At 37.9% G+C, this 26,640-nt stretch carries 11 protein-coding genes; 9 read left to right on the top strand and 2 right to left on the bottom strand.

The window, feature by feature from the left end; genetic code table 11:
* Positions 1-44 precede the first annotated feature (44 nt).
* From C9J41_RS05915 to C9J41_RS05940, 6 genes are all read left to right on the top strand, one after another.
* Positions 45-7,511, top strand: coding sequence for a GEVED domain-containing protein (locus tag C9J41_RS05915; protein ID WP_369917487.1), 7,467 nt, complete (start codon positions 45-47; stop codon positions 7,509-7,511).
* A 244-nt stretch (positions 7,512-7,755) separates the two neighbouring features.
* A complete protein-coding gene (locus tag C9J41_RS05920; protein ID WP_107206757.1) occupies positions 7,756-8,232 on the top strand; it encodes a hypothetical protein in 477 nt (158 codons plus the stop codon).
* 80 nt (positions 8,233-8,312) lie between these two features.
* On the top strand, positions 8,313-11,672 hold the full coding sequence (locus C9J41_RS05925; RefSeq protein WP_233217690.1) for a hypothetical protein: 3,360 nt from the start codon (positions 8,313-8,315) through the stop codon (positions 11,670-11,672).
* Positions 11,673-11,771: 99 nt separating this feature from the next.
* Positions 11,772-18,413 carry a DUF11 domain-containing protein gene (locus C9J41_RS05930; RefSeq protein ID WP_107294333.1) on the top strand — a complete coding sequence of 2,214 codons (6,642 nt, stop codon included), beginning with the start codon at positions 11,772-11,774 and terminating at the stop codon, positions 18,411-18,413.
* Positions 18,414-18,428: 15 nt separating this feature from the next.
* On the top strand, positions 18,429-18,944 hold the full coding sequence (locus C9J41_RS05935; RefSeq protein WP_107206755.1) for an OmpA family protein: 516 nt from the start codon (positions 18,429-18,431) through the stop codon (positions 18,942-18,944).
* Positions 18,945-18,963: 19 nt separating this feature from the next.
* Positions 18,964-21,741 (top strand): hypothetical protein, encoded by a 2,778-nt coding sequence (locus tag C9J41_RS05940; RefSeq protein WP_107294334.1) that lies wholly within the window; start codon positions 18,964-18,966, stop codon positions 21,739-21,741.
* Between the two features lie 100 nt (positions 21,742-21,841).
* On the opposite strand, the gene C9J41_RS05945 is transcribed toward C9J41_RS05940, so the two are convergent.
* Entirely contained in the window at positions 21,842-22,999 is a 1,158-nt protein-coding gene (locus C9J41_RS05945; protein ID WP_107294335.1) for a tetratricopeptide repeat protein, read from the bottom strand.
* Positions 23,000-23,186: 187 nt separating this feature from the next.
* Here C9J41_RS05945 and C9J41_RS05950 point away from each other — a divergent pair, with 187 nt between their 5' ends.
* The 3 genes from C9J41_RS05950 (at position 23,187) to C9J41_RS05960 (ending at position 26,305) form a co-directional block, all read left to right on the top strand.
* On the top strand, positions 23,187-23,660 hold the full coding sequence (locus tag C9J41_RS05950) for a hypothetical protein (RefSeq protein WP_233218485.1): 474 nt from the start codon (positions 23,187-23,189) through the stop codon (positions 23,658-23,660).
* Positions 23,661-23,973: 313 nt separating this feature from the next.
* Positions 23,974-25,806: a selenocysteine-specific translation elongation factor gene (gene selB, locus C9J41_RS05955; RefSeq protein WP_107287504.1), complete on the top strand. Its 1,833-nt coding sequence runs from the start codon at positions 23,974-23,976 to the stop codon at positions 25,804-25,806.
* Between the two features lie 163 nt (positions 25,807-25,969).
* Positions 25,970-26,305, top strand: coding sequence for a zinc ribbon domain-containing protein YjdM (locus C9J41_RS05960; protein ID WP_107206750.1), 336 nt, complete (start codon positions 25,970-25,972; stop codon positions 26,303-26,305).
* Here C9J41_RS05960 and C9J41_RS05965 read toward each other — a convergent pair.
* On the bottom strand, positions 26,240-26,623 hold the full coding sequence (locus C9J41_RS05965) for a hypothetical protein (protein ID WP_233217715.1): 384 nt from the start codon (positions 26,621-26,623) through the stop codon (positions 26,240-26,242). The genes C9J41_RS05960 and C9J41_RS05965 overlap by 66 nt on opposite strands.
* Positions 26,624-26,640 lie beyond the last annotated feature (17 nt).

The raw sequence follows: 26,640 nt of genomic DNA on the forward strand, positions 1-26,640 counted from the left end.
CAGGCATTTCTTTTGGTGGCTGTGGTAATGATGATGAAGATGGTGTGACATTACCAGCAACTTTTGTTGCGGGTGAGACAATTAATGTTTCTATTACTTACAGGCTAAATTATTTTACTGCGAGCGAAGTTGATTGGGCGTTGTTTATTGATTGGGATAACAATAATGACTTCACTGGTGACTTAACTAACTACGGTACGATATCTCATTCACTAACAGAATCAGGGCAAGGAGCGATTAGAACAATTAATGTTGCTGTTTCAGTTCCAGAAACAGCAGTATTAGGTGAAACATATTTAAGGGTAAGAAATTGTTTAGGAGGTATTATTGGTGAGGAGTCCTATGATTGCCAAGTACCGAAAGGCAGAGCATTAAGTGGTGAGGTTGAAGATTATAAAATTTCAATTGAAGGACCTAAATTAGATTTTGGTGATGCTCCTGATACCAGTGCAGGTACTGGCGCAGGTAATTATCAAACAACAAGCGGTAGTGGTGGCCCTTCACATAAAATTTCAGATACTGATGTAGATGGAGTGGTTGATTTTCGTCTTGGTACCAATTGGGATGATGACAGCGGAACTCTGCAAAATGCTACAGCAACAGCGGATGATACTAATGGTACAGATGACGAAGATGGCATTTCAATTCAGCAAATATTAGCGGATAACTCTTTACCTGAAGTTACCAATGTTTATGCAGGGGATGCGATTAAGCTAACATTTACTGCTGGTATAGATACTAACTCCGGTCACCCTGCCACTGCTTATATCATGAAAACGTGGATTGATTGGGATCAAAGTGGGACATTTGACACTGACGAAGTCCTTTTTGCTGAACAAAGAGCGTTACCTACAACAAGTGACACTTACAACAAATATTTTCTTAATTACAGAGTGCCACTTTACAATTCGACGGGTGATGTATTTATTCGTTCAAGAATATGTTCAACCGATTCATGTCCATCAGGTGGTAGTTTAAATGCTACTGGCCACCTTGATGATGGGGAAGTTGAAGATAAAAGGATGAACATCCAAAGTAGTGAATATGACTTTGGTGATGCCACAGATACTAATACTTACACCAAAACACAGGGTGATTATGCCTCGATATGGACACAAGATGGCGACCCTGTTCCTATGCACCGTAAAGCGGATAGTGATGGTGATGGTCAGGTTAACATCAAATTAGGAAGTATTTGGAACGCCGATAATGGTACAACGACTTCATTTACTGACAGCAGTGATGATGGATATGCCGGTCCTTTCTATTTACCTAAATGTACAAGACAAGATATAACGTTTACCGTCACCGCTGACAATGACTTTTTATCAACAGCGTATATCAATGCATGGATAGATTTTGACAGAGACGGTGAATTCAATACTAGTGATAACTGGTTCCGTCATACAGAAGACTTCTCTTCTGGATCAAGAGTGAGAGAAGTTACTTTAACTGACCAGTTAATCGTATGTTTTGTAAGTTTAGGAGCAAGTTATTTACGTTTTAGGGTTTGCTCTGTTGAAGATGAGTGTCAATATCCAGAAGGCAATATTACACCTAGTCACCTTGTTGCCACTGACGGAGAAGTAGAAGATTATCCAATTACTATTGGTGAGCAACTAACTGTTTCTGGAAAAGTTTATAGTGATGTTAACTCTGACCAATCACCGAGTGGTGGGGCAGAGTCAGGTATCAGTAATGTATTGATTACCTTACATGATAAAACGACTAATACGTGTCAATACGAATCAACCGATGCCAATGGGCTTTACAGTTTCGATATTACATTCGGTAATGATTATGATGTGTATGAAACCTCATCCAGTGGTACGTCAGCCTGTCCTCCTTCTCCTTCTAGCGAGATAGGAGACAGTAGCGGCTTTATTTCAACCTCGCCTAACAAAGTTGAATTAGGCACTGTTACCTCAGATCAAGAGATTAATTTTGGCGATAAATTGTTAGGTAATGCTTTTTCAACTTGTCCTTCAGAGGCATTTGTTAACCCATATCGTTTCTCTTCAGGTGCAAATAGCTATTTTGCTAAATTGTATCCCGTTACTGCATCTGTAACGGCAACAAGTTCAAGTAATAATGATTACGATGCGTTTGGCTTTAGTGTTCAACAGAACAGAATATTTGGTATAGATATAGCGACTCAACACGTAGTTGCGGTTGATTCGGTTGGTTATAAAATATTCAGCGTGAATGTTGGGTTAGATTCTGCAAGGGATTACGTTGCAGGTGATATCAGTGACGATGATATATTGGTTGTAATCGATGATCAGTCAAATGTTCGCTTCATTAATGTTGATTCAAAAAGTGCTAATTATTTGTCAGTGGTAGGGACCACTAGTTTATCGAGTGCGATCAATTTCCAAGATATCGCATTTCATCCAACCAATAGTAACGTTGCCTTTGCTGTGGGTAATAATAACGATGCTTACCGTTTAACCTTTAATTTCTCTAATTATACGGTTACATCGTCGTTAATTACTTCAAATACCCCAAGCAATGTCACAGGCCTTTTCTTTGATGCACAGGGCGTACTTTATATGTATGACCACAATAATGAAGAAATCTGGCGTTTTCCTGTTTCAAGCTCTTCTGCAACGTCGATTACAGGATACTTAGTTAAAGATAATATCGCGGCATTAAATCCTAATATAGGTAGTGATGCTGCAATGTGCCGTAATGCTCAATTCTTAACTGACTTTGCTGATGCACCAGATAGTTACGCCACATTATTTGCTTCTGGTGGGCCAATGCATGACGTAACAAATGGTGGTTTACCGCAAATTGGTAGTGGAAGTTCCGACCATGAAACTGAAGCTGCTGCATCGACGAGTGCAGACGGTGATGATAATGCAGGTTCAGATGATGAGCATGCGTTAACAAAGCCAACATTTTATGGGTATCTTGATTCTTCTAGTGCTGATAGTTCATTGAACGCATTGTCCTTTAATATTCCCGTTACGCCTGCTTCGTCTTCTGGCCATATCTATGCTTGGATCGATTTTGACGGTGATGGTACCTTCTCTGACGAAACCCTATCTACTTCTACCATTTCAACATCAGCAAGTTCAGTGCAATTAACGCTCCCTGTTCCTGCACATGTTCAGCCTGTTGATAGTTTCATCCGTTTAAGAACCTGTGTGACCAGCTCAGACTGTGACATGCCAACAGGTTTATTATCTGCTTCAGGTGAGGTTGAAGATCATGCCATTTCTTTGATGCCTACAGGGGATATTGAAGTAGAGTTGGCACTTGATCCTGGTCAAACAGTCACTAATGGTATTCCTTTTAATCTTGTTGTGTCTGTCAGAAACCACAGTTCATTTATTGTGCGTGATGTTATCTTACAAATGACAATTCCTGATGATTATATTTTCATAAAAGCTTATCAAGGTGATGGCCAAACTGAATTGGCGCCAGGTATTTATGATGAATCAACTAAACAATTAAATCTCGGTAATGTTGGTGTCGGTTTTGATGACTATGCGACATTAAGGTTTATTACGAAAACAACATCGCCAGCTTCTCTTGTGGGCGAGGTGCTTTCTGCGAAAATACAAGATACTGTTTCTTCAAATGATAGCGACACAGAAACTCCAACAGTAGTTACAACAGTACAGCCTAGTATATGTGTCGCACCCATGGTTGAAGAAAGAGGGGACGCTAAACTCGATGCGGCAACTAACGAGTACATTATTACCGAAGAAACAATAAGTCAGCGTGGTTATCTGTGGAGTTACGACCTCATTGATCTTGGTGTTCCGCAATATTTTGAATTGGCAGTTTACCTAGGAGACAGATCATGTAACAGCGGCTGTAATGCTGGTACTGGAACAATAGAAGCCGGTGCCGATGGCATGACTTTTATCATGACAACGGATTCCCGTGGTTTCAACGCCGTCGGTTCATGGGGGGGATTACTAGGTGTTGGCCCTGGAGGTGATGGTCCAATAAGTCCATCGGTTATTTTTGAATTTGACACTTATGATAATGCAGGTAATGGCTACAATGACGATCTGAGTACTGCTGGCGGTACGCCAAATTATATTGATCATACCGCGGTCTATCTAAATGGTGATTTAAGTTCGGGTAATGATGCTATTACATTGATGGATCCTGTTGCGGTTGGTGGCCCTACTGCGACTGGAGCATTAACCGGTGAACTAGAAGATGGCAGATACCACATCACACAGTTTTATTGGGATCCTGCAACGAATAACTTCCGGTATTATTTAGATGGTGTTGAGATAGGAAACGTTACTTTTGATTTTGTCAGTCACTTTAATAATCAAGATAAAGTGCGATTCGGATTCTCTGGTAGTACGGGAGCGGCATGGAACCTACAAAAAGCATGCTTTACTAAAGCTCCAGTTGTGTTGGGCCCCGATCTTGGTGACGCTCCGGATATTTCTGCATCAACAGGAGTCGGTGACTATACAACGACTTATTCGAATAATGGCGCTGCACATGTTCAGTCTGATGATGACGATAATGGAGAAATTGATTTACGATTAGGGGCTCAATGGGATACAGATTTAGGCAGTTATCAAAATCCTATAGCACTTGCTGATGATGCTACCAATTTGGATGATGAGGATGGCGTCACCTTCTCTGTCTCTGAAATTGATGGTGTACCTTTTGCCGCAGCTGGCGAAGTCATTAATGTGACTGTCACCGTCAATGCAGATACTGTGGCGCAAGCAAATCCTATTCACCTATATGGTTGGTTTGACTTTAATCGTGATGGTGATTGGGATGATTCTGGCGAGAAAGTTATAAGCAGTACTAATGCTAATAATGGAATAAATAACTTTAGTGTCTCAGTTCCTAGCAATGTTACGTATGGGTATTCCTTCTTTAGGATTCGAGTATGTGACTCAAGTGCGTGTGATCGAATCGATAGTACTGTGGATATTGGCGAAGTAGAGGACTATAGATTCCTGTTTTATGCCTTATCAAGTAATAGTACCTGTGACACAGCACTTCAAACGCGTTTTGTTAGCTCAAATTACATTTTTGAGCGACTCAACTTGGCTAATAATCCTTTAGATACCACAGCAATAGAATCACCATTAACGGTGATTAATCAGTCAAATATTTCTGGGCTTAATGCCATAGGTTTTGATACAAGCAATGGCTACATTTACGGCGTGTTTGAGAATACGACTACGCAAGAGTTGCATCTTTTTGTTACCGATCGCTCGGCTACAAATGTCGTTGATTTAGGTTATGTTTACGGTGATAGCAATATTGATATTCAGCTATCTGATGGCAACTCTGTTGCTATTTCTAAAGGGAATCCTTTCAGTACAGCTGCTCTTGCTAGTCCTACTGCCGGTGCGATGTCTTCTGATAACCAATACTTATATGTATGGAACCCTGCTTGGCACTCGATAATAAGGATCGATGTTGCAACACAAGAGATGTCAGTCATTGATTTCAACTTCACGGGAGGTATTACAGGGATCTCTGCTGGCGATGATATTGCGGTTGATAGTATTCGTCATCATATTTATGCCGTAGATATTGTGGCAGGGTATTTATATCAAATAACAACATCAGGAGATGTAAGTCGAACCTCATTACAGTTCAATGGATTGGCGTCACCGACAGTGGATGGAAGTGGTAACTTACAAACACAAGCGTTGGTGATGGATAATATGACCAATTTGTATGTATTTACCAATGGTGGTAATCATGACACGAATAATGATAATACAATAGATAGTTCAGATATATCAGCTGTTTATAGAATTAATGTGCCTACCGCTGCTGTGACATTCCAAAAAGAATTGAATACCAGTTCCCAAGTAAATTCTGATGTTGCAGGGTGTTATCAGTCAAAAGATTTCAGTGATGGAGATAGTCAATACCCGACCGCATCTCATTTATACGTTGATAATATAAATAACACAGACAACTCAAATGTGCCTGATGGTATTGGAGACTTCTTATTAGGGACAAATATCGATCCAGAGTTTGAAGCGAAAGTAAGCGCTCAGGCAACGGGGGATAATTATCATGCATTGGATGATGAAGAGCTTTCTATTCCTTCACCAATTATTGTTGAAACACCAACTAATATCGATGTTCCTCTTGTCGGGGCTGGCTATGTGAATGTTTGGGTTGACTTAAATCGTGATTATGACTTTGACGATGCAAATGAGCAGATTGTTAATGATAGTTATTTTAATGCTGGTGCCAATTCTGTTTCTATTGATCTTGATGCCGCGAGTGCTAATGGGTATAGCGGTGAAACGACGATGCGAATTAGGTTCTGCTCTGCACCATCAAATTGTAATACGCCGACGGGAGAGGCGAATGATGGCGAAGTAGAAGATCACGTCTTTGAATTACTTAATCGTATCGTATTAAGTGGATTCATATTTGATGATAATGGTGTTTCAAGTGGTACGGCTCATGATGGCATTAAAGATAGTGGTGAAAGTGGCCTCAGTGATTTTGATGTAACGGTAACGTTTAATGACAGTGGAGTTGCAGGTATTACAACTGGTGACATCATATCAACCAAAACGACTCGCGGAGATGGATATTACCGTTTTGTATTGGGTGTAGATTATTCAGGTAAGAATTTAATTTTAAATGTGGTGCCTCAATCAAGATGGATTGCGGTGAGTGAAGCCAATATTACAGGTGTAAGTCAAGTTACTAGTACAAGTAATCAAGATGGACAAATGTCAGTGAATGCTTTTGCGGGTGATGATGTAGCAGGGCTAAATTTTGGTAAAGTCGCAATGCCATCGTTGACTGAAAATCTATTTAAAGAGACTGAACCAAACAAAGCCGTTTTATTCCCTCATCGTTTTAAATTAGCAACATCTGCGAATGTTACATTTACCATTGAGAAAGACAGTAGGTACACAGACTCTAGTGGTTGGAATATTACTCTTTATTACGATACAAATTGTGATGGAAATATAAATAATATCGATAATAAAGTTATTTTAAATTCAGCAATACTTTATACAGGTTTGACTGATGTATGTTTAATTAGTCGTGTTTTTGTTCCTGCGAATGCGTATTTTAATACTCAGTATGCATACAAAATAAATGCAAGTGTTGAATTAGCAGGTGTTTCTCCTCAATTAACTAAACAAGTTGTGGTAGAAGATACGACTAAAATAACGTATGCAGGCTCTGGTCAGTTAAGTTTATCTTTAACAGTTAATAATATATCGAAAGATAACTCACCATTATTAATTAATAATGGTGAGCCCGGAGATATTCTTGAATATGAGATAACTTATAGAAATAGTGGTACAGGCCCAATAAGAGATATCGTAATTTATGAGAATACACCACCATTTACGAAACTCTCAGAACCAGTAAATTGTTCTTCTTCTGAATTAAGTTGTGTCGTAAATACAACACACGGCACTAATACCGTTGGATATCAAGGTGAAATTCAGTGGACGCTTACAGGCGACTTATTACCAGGACAAATAGGCACATTAAAATACAAAGTTTCTATTGAATAATAATATTATTTTTTCTTAAAAATGGTATTAATAAATTCAGTTTATCTAATATTATTTATATATAGCTATTAATTTTTTTTCAGGAGGTTATTTTATATATAAAAATAATGTAATTATTCTCAATATGCGAAGCCATTATATTAACTTTAATTTAATTAACTGAAAAATAATGATTTATTTATTGGCATGCGATTAGCATGATGCTTTCCTGACATTGTGTCTTTTATATTTAAATGGAGTAAGTATGAAAAACTTAATATTAATTTTTTTACTTAATTTAGCACTTGCGTTTTCTGCTTCTGCTAATCAACCGCTAACAAGTCAAATGAATGCCTATTTAATAGAAGTTGATAAAAATGGTAAAGAGTTATTAAAGTCTGCTGATGAAGTTTCACCTAAAGATACAGTTGAATATCAACTGGTTTATAAAAATCATAGTGATCAATCATTATCTGGTTTAGTTATTACCGGTCCAATCCCTGAAAATACTCAATATGTAGGTAATACCGGTAAAACCATTATTGCATCTAAATTCTTGGTCAGTATTGATGGTGGTAGCACTTTCGAAACTGAGCCCGTTAAACGCGAAATAATGAAAGATGGTAAAAAAGTGGAGGTCATTATACCACCAGAGAAATATACCGATGTGCGTTGGATTCCTGAAAGTCCAATTAAAGCATCAGAGCAACAGATATACACCTATCGTATCGAGGTTAAATAATCAAAGTTGAGGCCCGTGCGGATGCAAGGGATTAGCTAAGTAATACGAAGATCAATTAACACCTAAAAGGTAAATACTACATGAATACGCAACTAAAACCCATAATGACGTGGTTTGCTGCGGGTTTAATATCAGTAGGTGCAGGTGCTTTGTCTAGTCAAGCCCTTGCAGCCACGGCAGCCGGAACTGATATTAAAAACTTAGCAACCGTAACGTATGAAGATGCCGCTGGTAATACATACAGAGCCTCTTCGAACGAATCAGTTGTAACGGTACAACAAATCTATAGTGCAACAATCGAAACAGATAACGATGTATCTGCAGCTCCAGGTTCTACCATTTACATCCCTCACGTGGTGACTAACACCGGTAATGGTCAAGATGTTTATACATTGACCTTTGCTGATGGTTTACCTGCAGGAGATGGTCGTACCGACACCATAGATTCAGTGACATTAAAACTGTTTGATGACGCTAACACAAATGGTACACCAGATGCAGGTGAAACAGAATTCACAAGCGGCGATACCATTACATTACTCGCTGGTGAAACAATGAACTTGATCGTTGGTGTGGGTGTACCTGCAACAGCGAATATGAGTGATACCTTAGGGATTACCTTAACGGCTGAAGCGCATAATGCTGGGGGTGCAGTTAGTACTCCAGTTACAGATTCTGTAACTGATGTAGGTACAAATAATGACTCTGCTAACGGTACTAACGCCGATGTAATTACAGTAACTAATAATGCTGTAATTGATATCAATAAGGCGTCAACTCACTTAACGGGTCTAGGTTATACAGAAAGTTCATTTGGCTTGGATCTGGATAATGATGCAACCACTGACCATCCAGTAGAGTTAATTGAGTATGTTGTAACGGTAGCGAACAATGGTAATACAAACGCTGATAATGTGACTATTTTTGATGGTCAGCCAGCTAATACTGCCATTATTCAAGGCCAAGCGACATTGACACAATATAACCCGATATCTGATGGTCTCTTTGCTGCATATGGTGATACAACGACCACTTATGCTGCAAATATTGTTGACGAAACGAGTCATGGCGTCGACTTAGACCAAGATGGTTCAACAGAGGCAAGTGGTGAGAGCCTTATTGCAGGCGGTACTGATGTCAACTCTGATGGTGATGCAATAGATGATAATATTCCGGGTTTATACGCTGTCGATGCCGAATTACCCTCTTTCACCTCTGTGTCAATGACCTTCTATGTTGCTTATTCACCAGCGATAGTTGATGGTGATGTGGTCGTTCGAAACAGTGCATATGCCTGTTCAGATTTAAACGGTGATGGTGATACAGTAGATACAGGTGAGTGTGCTGATCCAACAAGTCCTCCACCAAGTACTTCAAATCCAACAGAAGTCGTCACAGAAACAACCACAGGTGTTGATGTGTCCGATACGGGGACAACAAGTACAAGTGGTTTAGGTGGTGATGACGATAACACTGTTGATGATACTCAAACTATCACGACAGCACCGACTGGCAGCGAGTTCTTCCTTTATAACAAAGTGGCGAACAACGGTAACAAAATTGATATGTTCGATGTTACCACACCAGCACCAGGTGACCCAGGTAACAGTTTCCCTGCTGGCACAACGTTTAGTTATTGGAATGCAACAGGTACTGCTCAGTTAGTCGATAACAACAGCAATAGTATTCCTGATACTGGACCTGTCCCATCCGCAACGTGTTTAAATTCAGGTTTACTTGCCGATGCAGCAAGAACTGAAGATGGAATAACGTTGAACTGTAATGAAATGCTAATACGTGTTGTTGTTCGCTTACCACCAGATGCTCATAATTCAACTGCACCATTTAATGCAACAACAACCATTACGTCTACAAATGATCCAACAATTTCAGCATCGAAAACTGAAAGTTTGACTACGGTATCACCACCAACGGTTGATGTGGCAAACCAACAAATTACGCCAAATCCTACAACCAATGTGGATCCTGTCGATGTAACAGATGGCACATTAGATCCTGCTGATATCGCCACTGTATTTAATGATGCAGAACTTGGTCAAACGTTGACAACGACAGTATATATTACGAACGAAGGAGGCAGTCCTGATTCATTCACACTAACCACTGGCGGTAGTTATGACGTAGCTGGTACAGCTTGGCTTGCGGATATGCCAACAAACTGGACTATTGTGTTTAAAGATGCAGGTATCGATACCGATTCAGATGGTACTGTAGATGTTCTTGGTACTAATACTGTCATTACGACCACACCTCCTATTCCAGCCAATGGCACACAAGTATTAACGGCAGAAATAACCGTTCCACTGGATCCAATCTATGCTCGTGCACAAGCAAATGATTCCGCGTTACCGTTTGCTGCTGGTGAGCAAGCAAGTGCAATAGATGCAAATAGTGATGGCGATAATGATTACATTATTTATATCCAAGTAACCTCAGCAGGTTCTGGTGCGACAGACATTAAAGTAGAAGCAATTGATATTCGTACGATTGCGAGCATTGATTACACGCCTACTACACTGTCAAACCAAATTGAAGCTGGTGGTGGTATTGCATATGAACACTTCCTATCTAACACTGGTAACACAAGAGAATACATCACATTAGATTCTGCTAACGATAAAGCAGCAGATGGCTTTGATAATACGTTAACTATATTAGATAACGATACGGGCCAACCTATTGAGATTGGTAACTTGTGTGATACAGGTGATAGAACCATTAATGTTGTGCCAATGGATGGTGGTGCTCCAATCGCTGTTGAAGTGCAATGTGACGCAAGTGACGGTACTGATTTACAGCCAAATATCCAGTTAGAACCGGGTGAAAGTATTCCTCTATTGAATACGGTATTTGCCCCAACTAATGCAACTGCGGGTACTGTGAATAAGACAACACTTACTGCTGTCGTCGTTTCTGCTCCAACTATTACCGCACAGGCTGAAGATAACTCAGAAGTTATTGCAGGTCAGCTACGCTTGTACAAATATGTAGATCTTGACGCAAATTGCGACTCGATTCCAGATAGCGATGGTGGATTCCAACAAAGACATTCTACGCTTGTCGAGCCTGGTCAATGTATTATTTGGAAGCTTGTTGCAGTGAATGAAGGTACAGATGATGCACTTAATGTAGTTGTAACGGACGAGTTAACCGAATACACCACGTTCCTCGATCTCACAGGTGCAAATGTTGGTGAGCTTAAGTCATGTCGTAACTCAATAACTACTCCTGTGTTATTTGGTGCTGGTACATATTCATTAACGTCAGATAACTTAGGTCCTCTATGTAACCCTGATGCTACAAGCCATACAGCAGGTACCATAACTCAAGGAGTTAGTGGTTCTGGTGTTACTTACACCATCGGAACACTTGAGCCTGGTGATAAAGTTATCAGTCACTTCTCAGTAACCGTTGATTAAATCACATTAATAAAGTCCTCCCTACAATTGTAGGGGGGCTTATTAAGCGTATTGCTAATTCGTTTAATAAGCCCTTTTCTTTTTCCCTTGGAGATCGCAATGGCATCCTATTATGTGGTAACTATTTTTAAGTTATTAGTTATCTTCATTCTATGTTGCAATAGTTTCTATGTCTCTGCTCTTACTCCTGCAGGGACAAGAATCACGCATCAATCGCAGATAACATATTTTGATCCAGAATCTGGAACAAACATTTCGGTTATTTCTAATTTTTCGACAATTACTGTTGCGCGTGTTTATGATTTCGAATTAATAACTGATTTTAGTGATGTTGAAGATGAAAATAGCCAAAGGTTAGCAGCAGCAGGAACAACGATTAATATACCTATTACGATTAGAAATACCAGTAATACAAAAGATAGTTATAAGGTTAATGTAATTAACTCTCCAGGAGATAATGGCGATATATACTCATTTAATTCAGGTGAAGTTAAAATATATAATGACTTTGATGGCAATGGTATTCTTGATGCTGGCGAAAATGAATTAAAAAAAGACAGTGATGGCAATTATATAACGTCTATTCTTGGTGTTGATGAAATAACAGCGTTACTTTACGTAATATCGATTCCAAGTCATGCTGTCGAAGGAGATTTTTATAACTTAAGTGGTAATATTGTTTCACTTGGTAATAATAATAAATCAGAGTTTAGTAATATAAAGGTTGTTGTTGTAGATGGTTCAGTAATTAATCTAACTATTCATAATAATCCTATTTGTTCTCAACATGTTGGTCCACTTGGCGATATGGAATATATCGTTCATTATAATAGTATTGGGAATAAATTACCTGATGTATCCTCTGACGGTTATCTCGTTTTTACCAAAAATGAAGCGGGTCAATTACTTTCATCATATGTGACCGGTGTATTAATTACGGTAACACTTCCCGCCAATGTTCGGTTAAAGCAAGATAAACTTAATGATGACGGGACTCCACTAAGAGATCATGCACCTATTAATTTCACTATGCCTAATTCAAACGGCGTGTTTAATGGAGGACTTGTCGTTGTTGGGATTAATAATACGTTCTTACTAGAACAAGAAAATGAAACCTTAGACTGGCATGATTACGGTACTTGGGATGGTGACGGTAATGTAGAAAAGATAGGTTTTCTTGTATCACCAGATCACCTTAAACCTGGGCAGTCGGGACACTTTAGCTACTATCTAGAAGCGAATACTATTTTACCACGTGGTGATTTGAGCCCTCTTCAAGTTTACTCTAGAGCAGAAGCTGAGATCTCTGATTCTGAAAACATTGTGACTCAAAGCAGTAAAGTTTGTAATACCTTGTTTGATGATAGCTCTTCATTTTCGAATGACCCTGATAATAATCAAGTGATTAGATTTCAATTGTTTAACCCTGAATTGTTTGCAGCGAGTCAAAATGTTTTAGTGAGACACTCTGATGATGATCACTATATTGATAACGATTTTTATTTTGTTAAAGAAACGGAAGAATTTCATGTAAAGCTTGATGCAATTAGTGCGCGTATTGAATTAGTAGAAGCCAATATGCATCGTTCGGTTATCGATATTATTGGTCCAGAAAGTTCTCACTATCCGATCATGGTAAGAACTGAAAAAGGTAAAGATTCTTTTCATTGGATGTTTGCTGAAACAGGTGCAAATACAGGCATATTTAGAAGTATTATACCGCTTCACGCATCGTTAATTGATGAAGATTTTCTTCGTGTTAAACAAGATCACTGCCTGGATGATGTCAATAGTAGTGTGGTTCCTTCAGGAGCTGGTTCTGGTTTTTCGGCGCTCTCAGACTTAGTGTCAGGAATAACAGCATTGGTTAATTTTAATGCAGATTTTCTTAAGGGGACTACGGCGGAAAATTGTGAAATTAAATCAGAAACGGATGACGTACTTTACTTAGATGTTATGCGTCGTGGCTCGGCAAAAATTATTTTGGATACCACCGCTAAAATAAGCCCAGAGTTCACTGTGTTTGATACAACGACATTTAAACCTGTAGAAAATGTAGATGTACATTTTTATCAAACAACAAATGGTTCCGCCCCTGATGCTAAAGTAAGAGCGCCTAATGTTGTTAATTATAAGGCTCCTATTGCGTCAGTGAGGACGAATGAAAATGGTATTGCATTATATCCTAAATTAACTAAGTCCGATAATGAATATTATTTTATTTCTGTGGATCCTCCTACAGGATTTACGTGGCCTTCTAATTATACAGATATTAATACATTTAATATTTTTAATGTTAAGCCTGAGTCTTATGGTCCTTTTGGTAATGAAAATATTGCTGATTCAGGTATCTTTGAAATTAGAGGTCGTACATTAGTAAATCAATTCGATATTCCGATTGATCCAGGAATTGTCGATAGAAAATTAACGTTAAGTAAAACGGCAGATAAAAAAACAGCTGAAGTTGGTAGCTTTGTTAAATATACAATAATAGTAAATAATACCTTACCTGACGGCTCACTCTATAATGCTAAAATTATTGATAAGATTCCTTATGGATTTAAATATATAGAAGGCAGTGCTCGTTTAAACGAGGTTAAGATAGATGATCCAATAGCGAATGAAAATAAAGACACTTACACATTCTCTATTGGAGAGCTCAAAGGGGTAAACTTTGAGCCTACTTATGGTGTATATACGCTTGATTACGTCTTACAGTTATCTGCAGGTGCGATTGATTCTGATGGAATTAATTACGCCTATGCCGAAGCCTCTTCGATGGCTGGTGGAGGACTAATCACATCAAATGTCGATAATTATCAGATCATCCCTTCTCAAACAGGCGTGATGTCCGACAGTGGTATCATTTTTGGTCGTGTATTTATTAATGCCAAATGTAATAAGTTAATGAAAAGTGATATCTGGCCGATTGGTGGAGTAAAAATATATTTAGAAACGGGTGATTATGTTATCACAGATGAAAATGGTCAGTATTCAATGTTTGGTATTAACCCCGGAAATCACGTACTAAAAGTTGATAGAGAAACATTACCAGATGATATTGAACTATCAGTAAATGGAAGTAGAAATGCTGGAGTACCATTTTCTCAATTCATTGATCTCATGGGGGGTGAAATGCACAAGGCAGATTTTGTTAGCCCATGCCCTACAGATAATCAAGAAGAAATTTATGAGGAACTTAAGAAGCGAAATGAAAATATTAATGGCGACTGGTTATTTGAAGAACAAATAAAAAGTAATGGTAATAAAAAGACAACGTCGAAAAAGGTAAACACGTCAGATTTAGTATCTGGTGTTGTCAGTGGGCCTAAAAATAAGGGTGATAATAAAAACGAGAGTGTATCAAAATTGTCTTCATTTAAAGGTTATGCCCTGCAAACATTTGAAGGCAATCAGATAGAAGCTGAAAATTTCATCAATAAACTGCCACGTAATATAAAAAAGAAATCATATATTTATCCAGTCTCTAATGATGTTGTTGGAGTAAGAATTGGTTTTAGTCACAATCAAGAAAATTTAATTAATTTACGCCAAAAGTTGATTGAAAATAATATTGAGAATAAACCAAAAGAAACATTATATGATCGTATTTTAGATGACGATAAATTAAACATTGATAATCTTATAGAAGATAAAGTACCTCTACCTCAGGAAGAAGTAAAAACGATTACTCAGTCTGAAGCAAAAGAAGGTACATGGTATTGGCCAAAAGGCGAATATAGTTATGATGGTCGTTTTATTGTTGTAATTAGAGGTGATGTTAACCCTAGCTTATACATTAATGGTGATCTAGTTGATGACACCCAACTTGGTGAACGTATTATCAATAAAAAGGAAAGGGCCCAAATATTAGCTTGGTATGGGGTAGAACTTACTGATGGAACAAACCTTGCCCAAATAAAAACAATGGATAGTTTTGGTAATGAAAGGATATTGTTAGAAAAGGAATTTCGTCACCCTAAATCAGCGAAAAATATAGAATTAATTTTAGATGAAACATCATTACAGGCTGATGGTGGACGATCTGCAATACCAATAACATTAAAATTAACCGATGAGTTTGGAAATTTAGCGCGGGGTATTTACTTTGTAACGTTAAATAATGATATGGGATTGCCTTGGTTAGAACCAGATATCCAAGCGTCTATTAATGGTCATCAGGTTCGAGTAATTAATGGGGTAAAAACGATCTATCTGCGTAGTAGTAACGAATCAGGAAAAATAAAAGTTAAAGCAGAGCTCAATGCGCTTGAAGATGTTGTAGATATTTATCAAGTCGCAGCAAGTCGACCTTTATTTGTTAACGGTATACTTAGTTATACTGGTAAATATGGTAAATTTTCAGGTTTAGTACCGTCTTCACAAAAAGAGGGTTTTGAAAATCAACATTATTCTGACGATGAAAGAGCCGCTATTTTCATGAAAGGTAATATTAAAGGAGATTTACACTTAACATTAAGCTATGACTCGGCAAAAGAAGATGTAGCGTTACAAAGAGAAATTTCACCTGATAGTTACTATCCTGCTCCCGGTGACGCAAGTATCAGGGGTTATGATGCAAGAAGTGATTCAAAATTATTCGTTAAACTCGAAAGAGATCGCAGTTATGCAATGTGGGGTGACTTCAGTACATCTGACGGTGTATATGAATATGATTTAGCCAGAACAAGCCAAATACTTAATGGTTTTAGTGGCGTATTTGATAAAGGTCCCGTTCGCCTTCAATTATATGCCTCACAAGCAGAAGATTTGCATAAGGTCGAGGAAGTACCCGGTAATGGTACAGCAATGGATTATACCTTAACTGATGGTCGATTAGTTCGTCACTCTGACATTGTTTCCCTTATTACTTACAGTAGAGATAACCCGGGTCTTATAATAAAAGAGACATCTCTCAAACGTTATTTTGATTACACAATTGATTATTTTACAGGTGCTATCAGATTCAATAGGGTCATCCCGATGTTTGATGAGGATTTTAATCCAGTTAAAATTCGTATTGCTTATGATTTAGATGGTGACGGGGAAAAGTATGAAGTCGCTGGTACGCGCGGGTTTTATAAGTTTAATTCATACTTTGATTCGGGCTTTAGTTATGAATATAACAGCAGTGATTCTACTGGTTATCACTTAGGAGGTATTTGGGTAAATTATAATATAAATAATAAAACTGAGATCAAAGCATCCGTCGCATCCTTATCACACGATAGGCTGTCTGAGGATGAAATGCTTGGTTCAATATCATCAATCGATGAGACTAAAAAAGTCTCAAATGCAATGGCTTATAAATTAAAATTAAAACGCGATTGGAGCCCTGGCAGTTTCTCTGAATTAGAATACTCATATGCAGATGATGATTTCTCTAATTCTGCAGCACCAGTAGTAGCTGGAAGGCAGGAGTTTAAATTACTTCATAGACAAAAATTATCTGGATTAATGAATTTAAATATTAATGCTAGCCACTCAGAAAAATTATCGACTAAAGATTATCAACAGTCTGTGGCAGTAAATATCGATTCAAAAATTTTGGGTTCTAAGTGGACAACGACATTAGGTAGTCGATATATAAAAAATAAAACAGAAGAACAAACGGAAAGTTATACAACGGCTATTTTAGGATTAGGTCGAACATTTGATTTATTTAATAAGCCCGGTCGTATTGATTCTGAATATGAACGAAGCTTCGGTCATAAGAGCAAACAGCGTTTTAATATAAAAGCAGATTGGCAATTACACAAACAGGCAAGCGTTTATAGTCAATATGAATACATTGATTCACTAACGGGTATTAATAATTTAGGTAGTGGAACAACAAGTCAGTTTACAGCTGGTATTGATATAGATTGGCTGCATGGAGGCAGTACATTTAACGAATTTAGGCAACGTGGCGTTAGCAACGGAAAAATGATGGAACTGGCTAACGGTTACCGTGGACAGTTTGAAGTTATTCCAGGTATCAGCGTTGACCCATCTGTTGAGTATGTAGAGGTTTTAAAAGGGGATAAAGAGTCAGGTTTTGCCGTTTCTTTGGGGGTAGCTGATATACGTAACCCTAATTTTAAAACAACAGGGAGAATGGAATTTAGACGTGGTGATCAGGAAAACTATTACGGTTTCCTTGGTGCGTGGATCACACGCTTAAATCAGGATTGGAGCGGTTTAGTAAGGGAAGAGTATCGATACGTAGATAAAAAAGAGACAAAGAATACTTGGGATAACCATTTAAGTATCGCTGCTGCTTACAGACCAAGATTAAAGAATAATTATCACCTTCTAACATCCTATGAATGGAAAGTTGAGGATAATGAAAACAAAAGAGAAGCCCATATCTTTTCTGCTCATCAAAATCTTGAGTGGTCAAATGATTGGATATTATCTGGTAGGTTGGGAGTTAAATTAGAAGATTTTTCATATTACGATGATTATTATAACTCTGTATCCACCATACTTGATGCGAGATTAATTTATAACTTTAGTACACGTTGGGATTTCGATGTTCATGGCGGAATATTAGGAACTGACTGGTTTGATAGTCGACGTTATTCAGTTGGTATAGGAGCAAATTATATAATTTATAGAAATATTCGTCTTGGCGTTGGATATAATTTTATGGGATTTGCTGATAGTGACTTAGACCCTCAGGGTTATAACTTAGATGGATTTTATTTCGATATTATGTTCGCTCTTGATGAGAGTCTGTTTGGTTGGCTAAGTGAATAATGAGGTAATACCTGAATGAAGAAGTTATTATTTCTATCAGTTCTTTCTTCTTTTCTCCTAATTCAAAGCGGTTGTGTTAAGGAAGAAGAGATATTCGTCGACTATGGTGATTTATCTCAATTAGATTCAGATTTATATAGTGTTTACTACGAATGGCCCAGTGTGATTAATTTTGATTTTGATGATTTTCAATTAGATTATGGTGATAAGTTAAAGTTAGATAAAGTGGCGCAAACATTGCTTAGTAATATTGAGTTGAAAGTTGCGTTAATTGGATCTGCTGATCCTGAAGGCAGTAAAAATTACAACAATAAATTATCACAAAATAGAGCCTTATCGGTGGCGAGATATCTAATTGATAGTGGCGTTATGAGAACTCGAATAGTAGTAACTTCATCAGGGGTTAGTAACAAATACCTGAAAACGAATGATAGAGATGCCAATTTTGTTAATCGGCGTGTTCAAATTCTTTTACTTGGCACTGATTCTAATCCAGTTGAAATGATGTATGAAGTAAAACAATCTGACTAATTTTTACAGAGGACGTCATATGCATTATATAAGGTACTTCTTTGGTCTAATTGTAATATTTTATCTTTTTGTGAGTCCTCTTAGTTATGCATTGACCGAGTCTGGTACGATTATTAAAAACCAAGTAGGTGCGACCTATAAAGACAGCAATAACATTACTCGTTCAACAGCTTCTAATATAGTTGAAACATTCGTTCAGCCCGTTGTTTCTGTAACGGTTAGCGCTGATCAGACTAAGTTTGTTGCCCCCTCTGGTACAGTAAGATTTAATCACATTATTACCAATACGGGTAACGATGAAGATTCTTTTACATTATCCACGTCTCTTTCTAGCACAGCAATGACGAGCATTGCTATTTATCCTGATGAAAATAATGATGGTATAGAAGATGAGTCCTTAGGAATAATATCTTCTATTGGTCCTTTGGCGCCGGGTGAAAGCTATCATGTTGTTCTTTTGGGTGCTATTTCACCGAGTGCATCAAATGGAGATACGGGTACCGTTTCTTTTACTGCAACAAGTCAGTCATTTGCTAATAACGCGACAACGGTGCTTTCTGGTGGTGCGAGCTCTGCGATTAATACAGATACAGTGACAGTAACAAATTTACCGATCATAGAAATGACCAAATCTATGAATCAAAATGAGGGGTCTTCTCCAAGTGGTCCATATGTGGTGACATTGTCTTATAGTAATGTCGGTTTAACCGATATGTCATTGACTCAGACAAACGGCATTATGCTAAGTGATGAGCTTCCAGTTGGAATGAGATTCAATGGGAACGTAACTTGGAGCCTGAGCAGCGGCATAATTGGTGATATATCTAGTGGCAGTGTCAGCGAAGGGGATAGTGATTTATCATTCACATCATGTATAGCAGGTGCTCCATCTTGTCTTTCGCAAGATAAAGTTTCGTTTACTCTAGATGGCTTATCTTCAAATCAAAGGGCGACGATAAGTTTTGAGGTAATGATAGATTCTGGCTTAGTTGCCTCTAGATTAACGAACCAAGTAACGTTTGGCTACGATGAAGACAATGACGGTATTGTGGGAGCAAGCGAGCAACATAAATATAAAACCAATACCGTCCCATTTACTATCACACCACTTCATGCAGTTGTTGCGAATACAGGAGGATGTGGTGCCAATGATACGAGTTGTAATGCAACCGATAATATTAACTTTGAGCAAATGACGGTTGCTAGTGCAGCGCAAGGTTCTAGAGTGTCATTTACAAACTATATCTGGAACTTAGGTAATGATGAAGATACATTTAATCTTGAACTCTTACCTTCATCCACGTTCCCTGCGGGTACAAGTTTTATGATCTATGCCGGTAACGGTGTAGTACCTTTACTCGATAACGACGGTGACAGTAAAGTCGATACTGGTGTTATTCCTGCCGCTGGCTCAACCTGTCCTTCTTATTTGATTACAGCGGCTGGTAGCCAATGTGGTGCTAAAGTTATCGTTACAGCGACATTACCACCGGGTTCATTTGGTGGTGGGCCCTATTTTGTAGCACTACAAGCAACTTCTTCGAGTGATACTTCTCAGTCGGATACAGTGGGTAACCAATTAACAACGATTGCTCAAAGCACTGTCGACATTACAATAAATTATCCTTCTGAAACATCATCAACGACACAAAATAACTGTGATAATGTGAATGACGGCTGTGGGTATGGAGCCGGTGTCGAGGGGGCTGCTGTCGTTACGAATACAGCTAACCCGTCTACATCCACAACGTTTACGATATTTATTACCAATACCTCGACCGTTGCAGATACATATGTATTAGATTTTAGTAATGTTATTCCTTTCTCTTCAAAGGTATTAACAAGTGGTTTTACCGTTGTGTATACAGACACGAATGGCACACCAATAACAAATATTCCTCTTCTCTTACCTGATGAAAGCATTGAAATCAGAGCGCTAGTTTCTATTGACCAAACGGTAGGTATCTCAACTGAAAACCTCTATTTTAAGGTGAGTTCCCCTTCTACTGGTGCTGAAGATACCGTTTTCACTGCGGTTTCCGTTGAGTTAATTAATATTGTTGGTCCAGGAGGTGGAGGAGACCAATGTTTAGTCATCGGTACACCAAATCAATCTGGCGTTACCCAACCAGGGCGAGCAACCACCTATAAACATATTATTGATAACAATACAGCAGAATCATACACAGGCGTTTCATTCTCTCTATTGGATTCAGAGCCCGGATTTACATCAATGATATATTTAGATAGCAATGGTAACGGTGAGTTCGATGGTAATGATACTAAGATTGATTCCACAGTGGACTTTGCCCCTTTAACGGAAGTCACTATTTTCTTAAAAGTCACAGTTGATTCAAATGTCCCATTAAACACAGTCAATAACTCGTCGATTTCGGCAACAGTAAGCTGTGGGGATATTTTAATGGTTGACTCCACAACTGTTGCCAACATAAGTATGCGAATTATCAAAGAGCAGGCTAAGGATGCCGGCTGCGATGGTATAGTTGATGCAGGAAGTGCTTATTCATTAAATTCGTTCTCTGTTGCGCCCGGTGAGTGCATACTTTACCGCTTAACTGCTGAGAATATTGCAATAGAAGATGCACACGAAGTTGTATTAACTGACGCGACGCCAGCTTTTACAACGTTTAAAGTGGTTGGGGGAATTCCTAATATAGACAAAGGTTCAATCAATATTATTAGTGATGGAAGCACTGGCGCGATAATTGGTAATGTAGGAACCGTCGCGCCCGGAGAAAGAGCGGTAATGGAGTTTGCTATAAGAGTTGATGATTAAAAACTAACGTAATATTAAGCGAATAAAAAAATCCATATTTTCTAAATATGGATTTTTTATTTCATCTTATGTCTTTGATAATTTTTAACTATGTGTGTACTTAGTTAATACTATTGATTACTTCAATCGCTTTTTTATTACCATTTCGGGCGGCTTTATTTAGCCAATATTGGGCTTTTTCAATGGATTCACTTGTACCATCGCCATTTGCATACATACTTGCCAAGTTATACATAGCAGTATTATTTCCTAAATTGGCTGATTTAATATACCAAAATAAAGCTTTTTTATAATTTTGTTGAATGATAGTGCCTTGGTCGTAGATACGAGCCAAATAAAAACTAGCATCTGGATTGCCTTTATTATCCTCTTTCTCAAGTGCTTTAACTAAATCATATTCATTGTTTTTAATTAGAAAAGGATTATCGATACTTAGGGTGATTGATTTAAAGTGAGCATTAGGAATATTTTGTTTTGCTGCCATTTGATAGTGTTTATGACTTTTAGCGATGTCTTTCTTCTTGTTATAAAGTCCACTTTGATAAATTTCGCCTAATGTAAAATGTGAATAGCCATGTCCTTTTTTGGCTGATCTTTCAATTAAATCAATGGCTCTTTCAATTTCAGAACGAGTATTAATCAAAGATATTGCAAGAAGGTAGTCACTGTATTCATTCCTTTCGAAGTCATCAACTGAGAAGATTTCAATGCAACGTTTAAAGTTATTTTTAATAAAATACAAGTAACCTAATGTGTACGTTGATGGAGCATGCCCTTTAGCATTTGTTTGTAGAAGTAGCTCTTCTGCATAATTTAAGTCAACATCTCCTCCTCTGCCATCAATTAACATTAATGCCAAAGAGTATTGAGAGAAAGTATGATTATCATTTGAAATGGAGATTTTATAGTAAAAACGCGCCTTTTCTTCAGATAACTCAACCCATTCTCCAAATTCATACAGGTGACCTAAATAGTATGCAGCATCAGAATCGCTATTGGCGAGCTCTTTTAACTTATTGATAGCCTCTTGTTTATCATGACTGCTATAAATAGGATGTTCAATGATGGAAATAAACTCTTTAATTGTAAATTTTTTATTATTACCAAATGACAAATTATTTATTGTTTCTTTTTCAAAAGGCAAATCTTTATTATCATTTTGAGAGTTTTTTTCTTTATTTGCAATTTCATTGTTTTTTAAATCATTATCAGAGCTGCAACTCATTAATAATAAAATAATGACGATACACTTCCTCATTATTGATTTCTCCTTTCCCTGTACTATTTTTAATTTTAGAACATAAGTGAAGGGATGTATTATGCGTTATCTATTTATTTTATTATTAAGCAGTCTATTAACAGCGTGTGCGTCAAGTAATATTACGTCATCTTGGGTGGACTCGTCATATACAAAGTTTCCAATAAAAAGCACGATGGTTGTTGCTATGTCTGACAACTTACGTGTAAGACGGATCTTTGAAGATGATATGGTCAAACAATTACAAGCTCATGGGGTGGATGCGATCCCGAGTTCGCAAATTTTTCCTAATGAATTACCGTCTAAAGGTGATATTGCGGCTTATGTGAAAAAACATAATACCCAAACCGTTTTTGTCGCAAAATTGATAAATATTGAAGATAAAGAAGTGAGATATCCGGGTAATACCGGTTATGGCTATAACCGAGGTATTAGTTTTAACAGCTACTACAATACGTCTTATAGTTATATTTACGATGATAGTTACTCTGTTTCTTACGAATTTGTAAACGTTGAGTTCACCTTATTTGATACGCAAAGTCATATCCCGATTTGGTCAACATCATCAGAATCTGTTGATCCAAGTAACATGAATAATATCATTGATGAATTAACGGATATATTAATCACGAATATGAAAGACAATAACGTGATCAGATAGAAATTTAAAAATATAACGAAGCCCTGCAATCAGCAGGGCTTTTTATTGCTTGTTAATAGAAAATAATAAAGAGTATGAATAAATATCATACAGATAAAAGCAAAAACACTTCATTAAAAAACAGGCCTAATATTTGTTTGTTATACAAATTGATACTAGTCAATTACTAATATCCGAAAGTTTATTACTATCACCTTAAGAATTTGATGATAAACGTTTATAAAGTAATAGCTGCGTATTCATGTCTCAACATACGCAACAATTAATATCTTATCTCAATACAAATATTATTCACTTCAATTAGGTCGTAGTAATGGTCTCACAGCCTCATAATGTAGAAAAATATCAAGCCGTTATCGGTTTGGCAGGTCATGTTGATCACGGTAAAACCGCTTTAATTGAAGCACTCACAGGTATCGTCACTGCGCGTCCACATGAACAACAATTAGGTATGACACAAGATTTGGGTTTTGCCTATTTTAAAGATGATAACAATAATACCATTGGGGTTGTGGATGTCCCGGGACATGAACGTTATCTACGTAATATGGTATCAGGTGTATGGCACCTTAACGTGCTATTGCTGGTTATAGCGGCAGATGAAGGGTGGATGCCGATGACCACCTCACACTTACAAGTTGCACATGCGATGGGAATAGAAGATATCGTCGTGTGTATTAACAAGCGCGATAAAGTCACGGCAGAGCAACTCAGTGCGGTAGAAGATCAAGCGTTAGACAATGTGATGGAGATGACGGGCTTATTACCTGAAATTATCAGTGTATCAGCCTTAAAAAATGACAACATTCCGGCGTTACGTGATCGACTGATTGAGGCGGTTAAAGCTAATATTGATCGTAAAGCATCGACGGATATTGCAGATGATCAGGTCGTAGCCCCAATAATGTATATCGATCGCTCTTTTGTCGTAAATGGCATGGGTACCGTACTTACAGGTACATTGGCACAGGGAACATTGAGTATTGGCGATAAGGTTCGCTGCTTTCCTAGTAACATCATGGGGACAGTTCGTTCTCTGCAAGCTTATCATCAACAACATCAGCAATTATCTGCCACCTGCCGTGTCGCTGTGAATGTTAAAGGGATCAGCCGTAAAGAAGTAGGGCGAGGGCACTTATTAACATCTGCGACAATAACCCCACCATTACATAGTCAGTGCATCGTTCGTATCAATAAGACGTCAGACAAACTCAAGCAACGTAAACAACGCCATGTTGAAGTTGCTATGGGGACTTGGCATGGCTCAGCATTGTTAAGTTATATTCCGAATACTCAATTAGCACGACTAACCTTTGAAAAGCCCATCCCAATGATTTTTGGACAACGATTAGCAATGATCCAAAAAGGTGGCTGTGGGCTACAACACGGTGCTGAAATTGTGTGGTCAACACCTGTTATGGGTTATCAAAAACGCCGTTTATACCAAGCATTAGATAATTTACCGGTACTTTTAAAGCCTGAATCACAACGTGAGATGTTACTCGCTCTACAAGGTTACTTTGAAACGACCGAAGCAGGTTTTGAATCGGCACAAGGACAAACTTATTTAACGCCTTATTGTTTTGAAGATAGCTGGTTAGCTGACAATGTTATGCAAATTCAGACGTTACTGTCTGATGGGATCTCAATGTCATCTGCCGAAATAGCAACACGTCTACGTATTAATGAAGTAGTGATTGATATCTTAATGCAGCAATTAAAGCTGCAAGAAAAAGTACATGTTAGTTATGGTAAATGGTGCTTAGGGCAAGGTGATAACGAAGATGAATTACCTCCTGTGGCACAAGAGATTCTGCAACAAATACGCGAGCTAGGTAAAGCAGGACTAGAACTGAATAAAGTAACGGTTGCTGGTGGTAAAAAGTGGCTTAGACAGCTCAGCCATCAAAAATATATTACCGCTTTGGATGACACCATTTACTTCGATATGGGTTTATATCTTGATTTAGTTAAAGCCGTGATAGCTGAACATCAACCCCAAGATCGCATATCGATGGGAGATATTAAAGATCGGACAGAATTAAGCCGAAAATACTCAATCCCGTTAGCAAATAGAATGGAAAAAGATGGCTGGGTGCGTCGTGATGGTGATGAGCGTATTATCCTAAAAGCGTGGGATCAGTAATAAATCTAACGATGATTAAAGTGAGTGTTGAAGTTACCCGTAACAATCAATGTTAGTCGCTATTTTAACTTACTTGATATTACGGGTTATTAAACTCGTATTAGCTAGCTATAACTATTAACATAATGCGTATTATTGTTAATTGATTAAAGAAGTTGTGATTATGTCTTTACCGCCGTGCCCAAACTGCCAATCTGAATATGTGTATCAAGATCAAGCGAACCTAGTGTGTCCTGAATGTGCCTATGAATGGAACCCTGCTGAAGTTGCAGAGGAAGAAACCATAGTAGTGAAAGATGTTAACGGCACATTATTGCAAGAGGGCGATAAGGTCACGCTAATTAAAGATCTGAAAGTCAAAGGCAGTTCACTGGTGCTAAAAATTGGAACGAAAGCGGTTATTAAACGTATTGCTGAAGGTAAAGACCACCAACTAGACTGTAAACTTGATGGTGCTGGTGACATGATGGTTACTGCAAAATTCGTTAAAAAAGCGTAATACATCATTACGCAATTTTATTAACAAAGTTTGATTGATCCCGTCACGTTTGACTGAGCCAATAACCACTAAAATCTCTGTGGCATCGAGTGATAAATCACACACAACATTAACCGCAGCGACTGTCTGTAAACGGACCGATTCAAATGGGTTGCGAAATAACGGGCATGTTTCACGCCCCTCAATCACTTTCCAATTAGTAAGATCGTTGGTATCAACATGCAGTGTGTCTTTTTCGGTTTCGCGCATTTGCCATAATTTGACAAAAATCGTTGTACCTTGATGGCTAAAGTACAAGTGTTTCGTGATTGGTTGCATCAAGAAGTGAAAGGATG

It is taken from the genome of Photobacterium sp. GB-50 (genome assembly GCF_003026755.1).
Taxonomy (GTDB): Bacteria; Pseudomonadota; Gammaproteobacteria; order Enterobacterales; family Vibrionaceae; genus Photobacterium.

Excerpts from the sequence above, each read along its gene's own strand:
- C9J41_RS05920 (WP_107206757.1), top strand. The coding sequence starts at position 7,756 with ATGAAAAACTTAATATTAATTTTTTTACTTAATTTAGCACTTGCGTTT.
- C9J41_RS05925 (WP_233217690.1), top strand. The coding sequence starts at position 8,313 with ATGAATACGCAACTAAAACCCATAATGACGTGGTTTGCTGCGGGTTTA.
- C9J41_RS05930 (WP_107294333.1), top strand. The coding sequence starts at position 11,772 with ATGGCATCCTATTATGTGGTAACTATTTTTAAGTTATTAGTTATCTTC.
- C9J41_RS05935 (WP_107206755.1), top strand. The coding sequence starts at position 18,429 with ATGAAGAAGTTATTATTTCTATCAGTTCTTTCTTCTTTTCTCCTAATT.
- C9J41_RS05940 (WP_107294334.1), top strand. The coding sequence starts at position 18,964 with ATGCATTATATAAGGTACTTCTTTGGTCTAATTGTAATATTTTATCTT.
- C9J41_RS05945 (WP_107294335.1), bottom strand. The coding sequence starts at position 22,999 with ATGAGGAAGTGTATCGTCATTATTTTATTATTAATGAGTTGCAGCTCT.
- C9J41_RS05950 (WP_233218485.1), top strand. The coding sequence starts at position 23,187 with ATGTCTGACAACTTACGTGTAAGACGGATCTTTGAAGATGATATGGTC.
- selB (WP_107287504.1), top strand. The coding sequence starts at position 23,974 with ATGGTCTCACAGCCTCATAATGTAGAAAAATATCAAGCCGTTATCGGT.
- C9J41_RS05960 (WP_107206750.1), top strand. The coding sequence starts at position 25,970 with ATGTCTTTACCGCCGTGCCCAAACTGCCAATCTGAATATGTGTATCAA.
- C9J41_RS05965 (WP_233217715.1), bottom strand. The coding sequence starts at position 26,623 with ATGCAACCAATCACGAAACACTTGTACTTTAGCCATCAAGGTACAACG.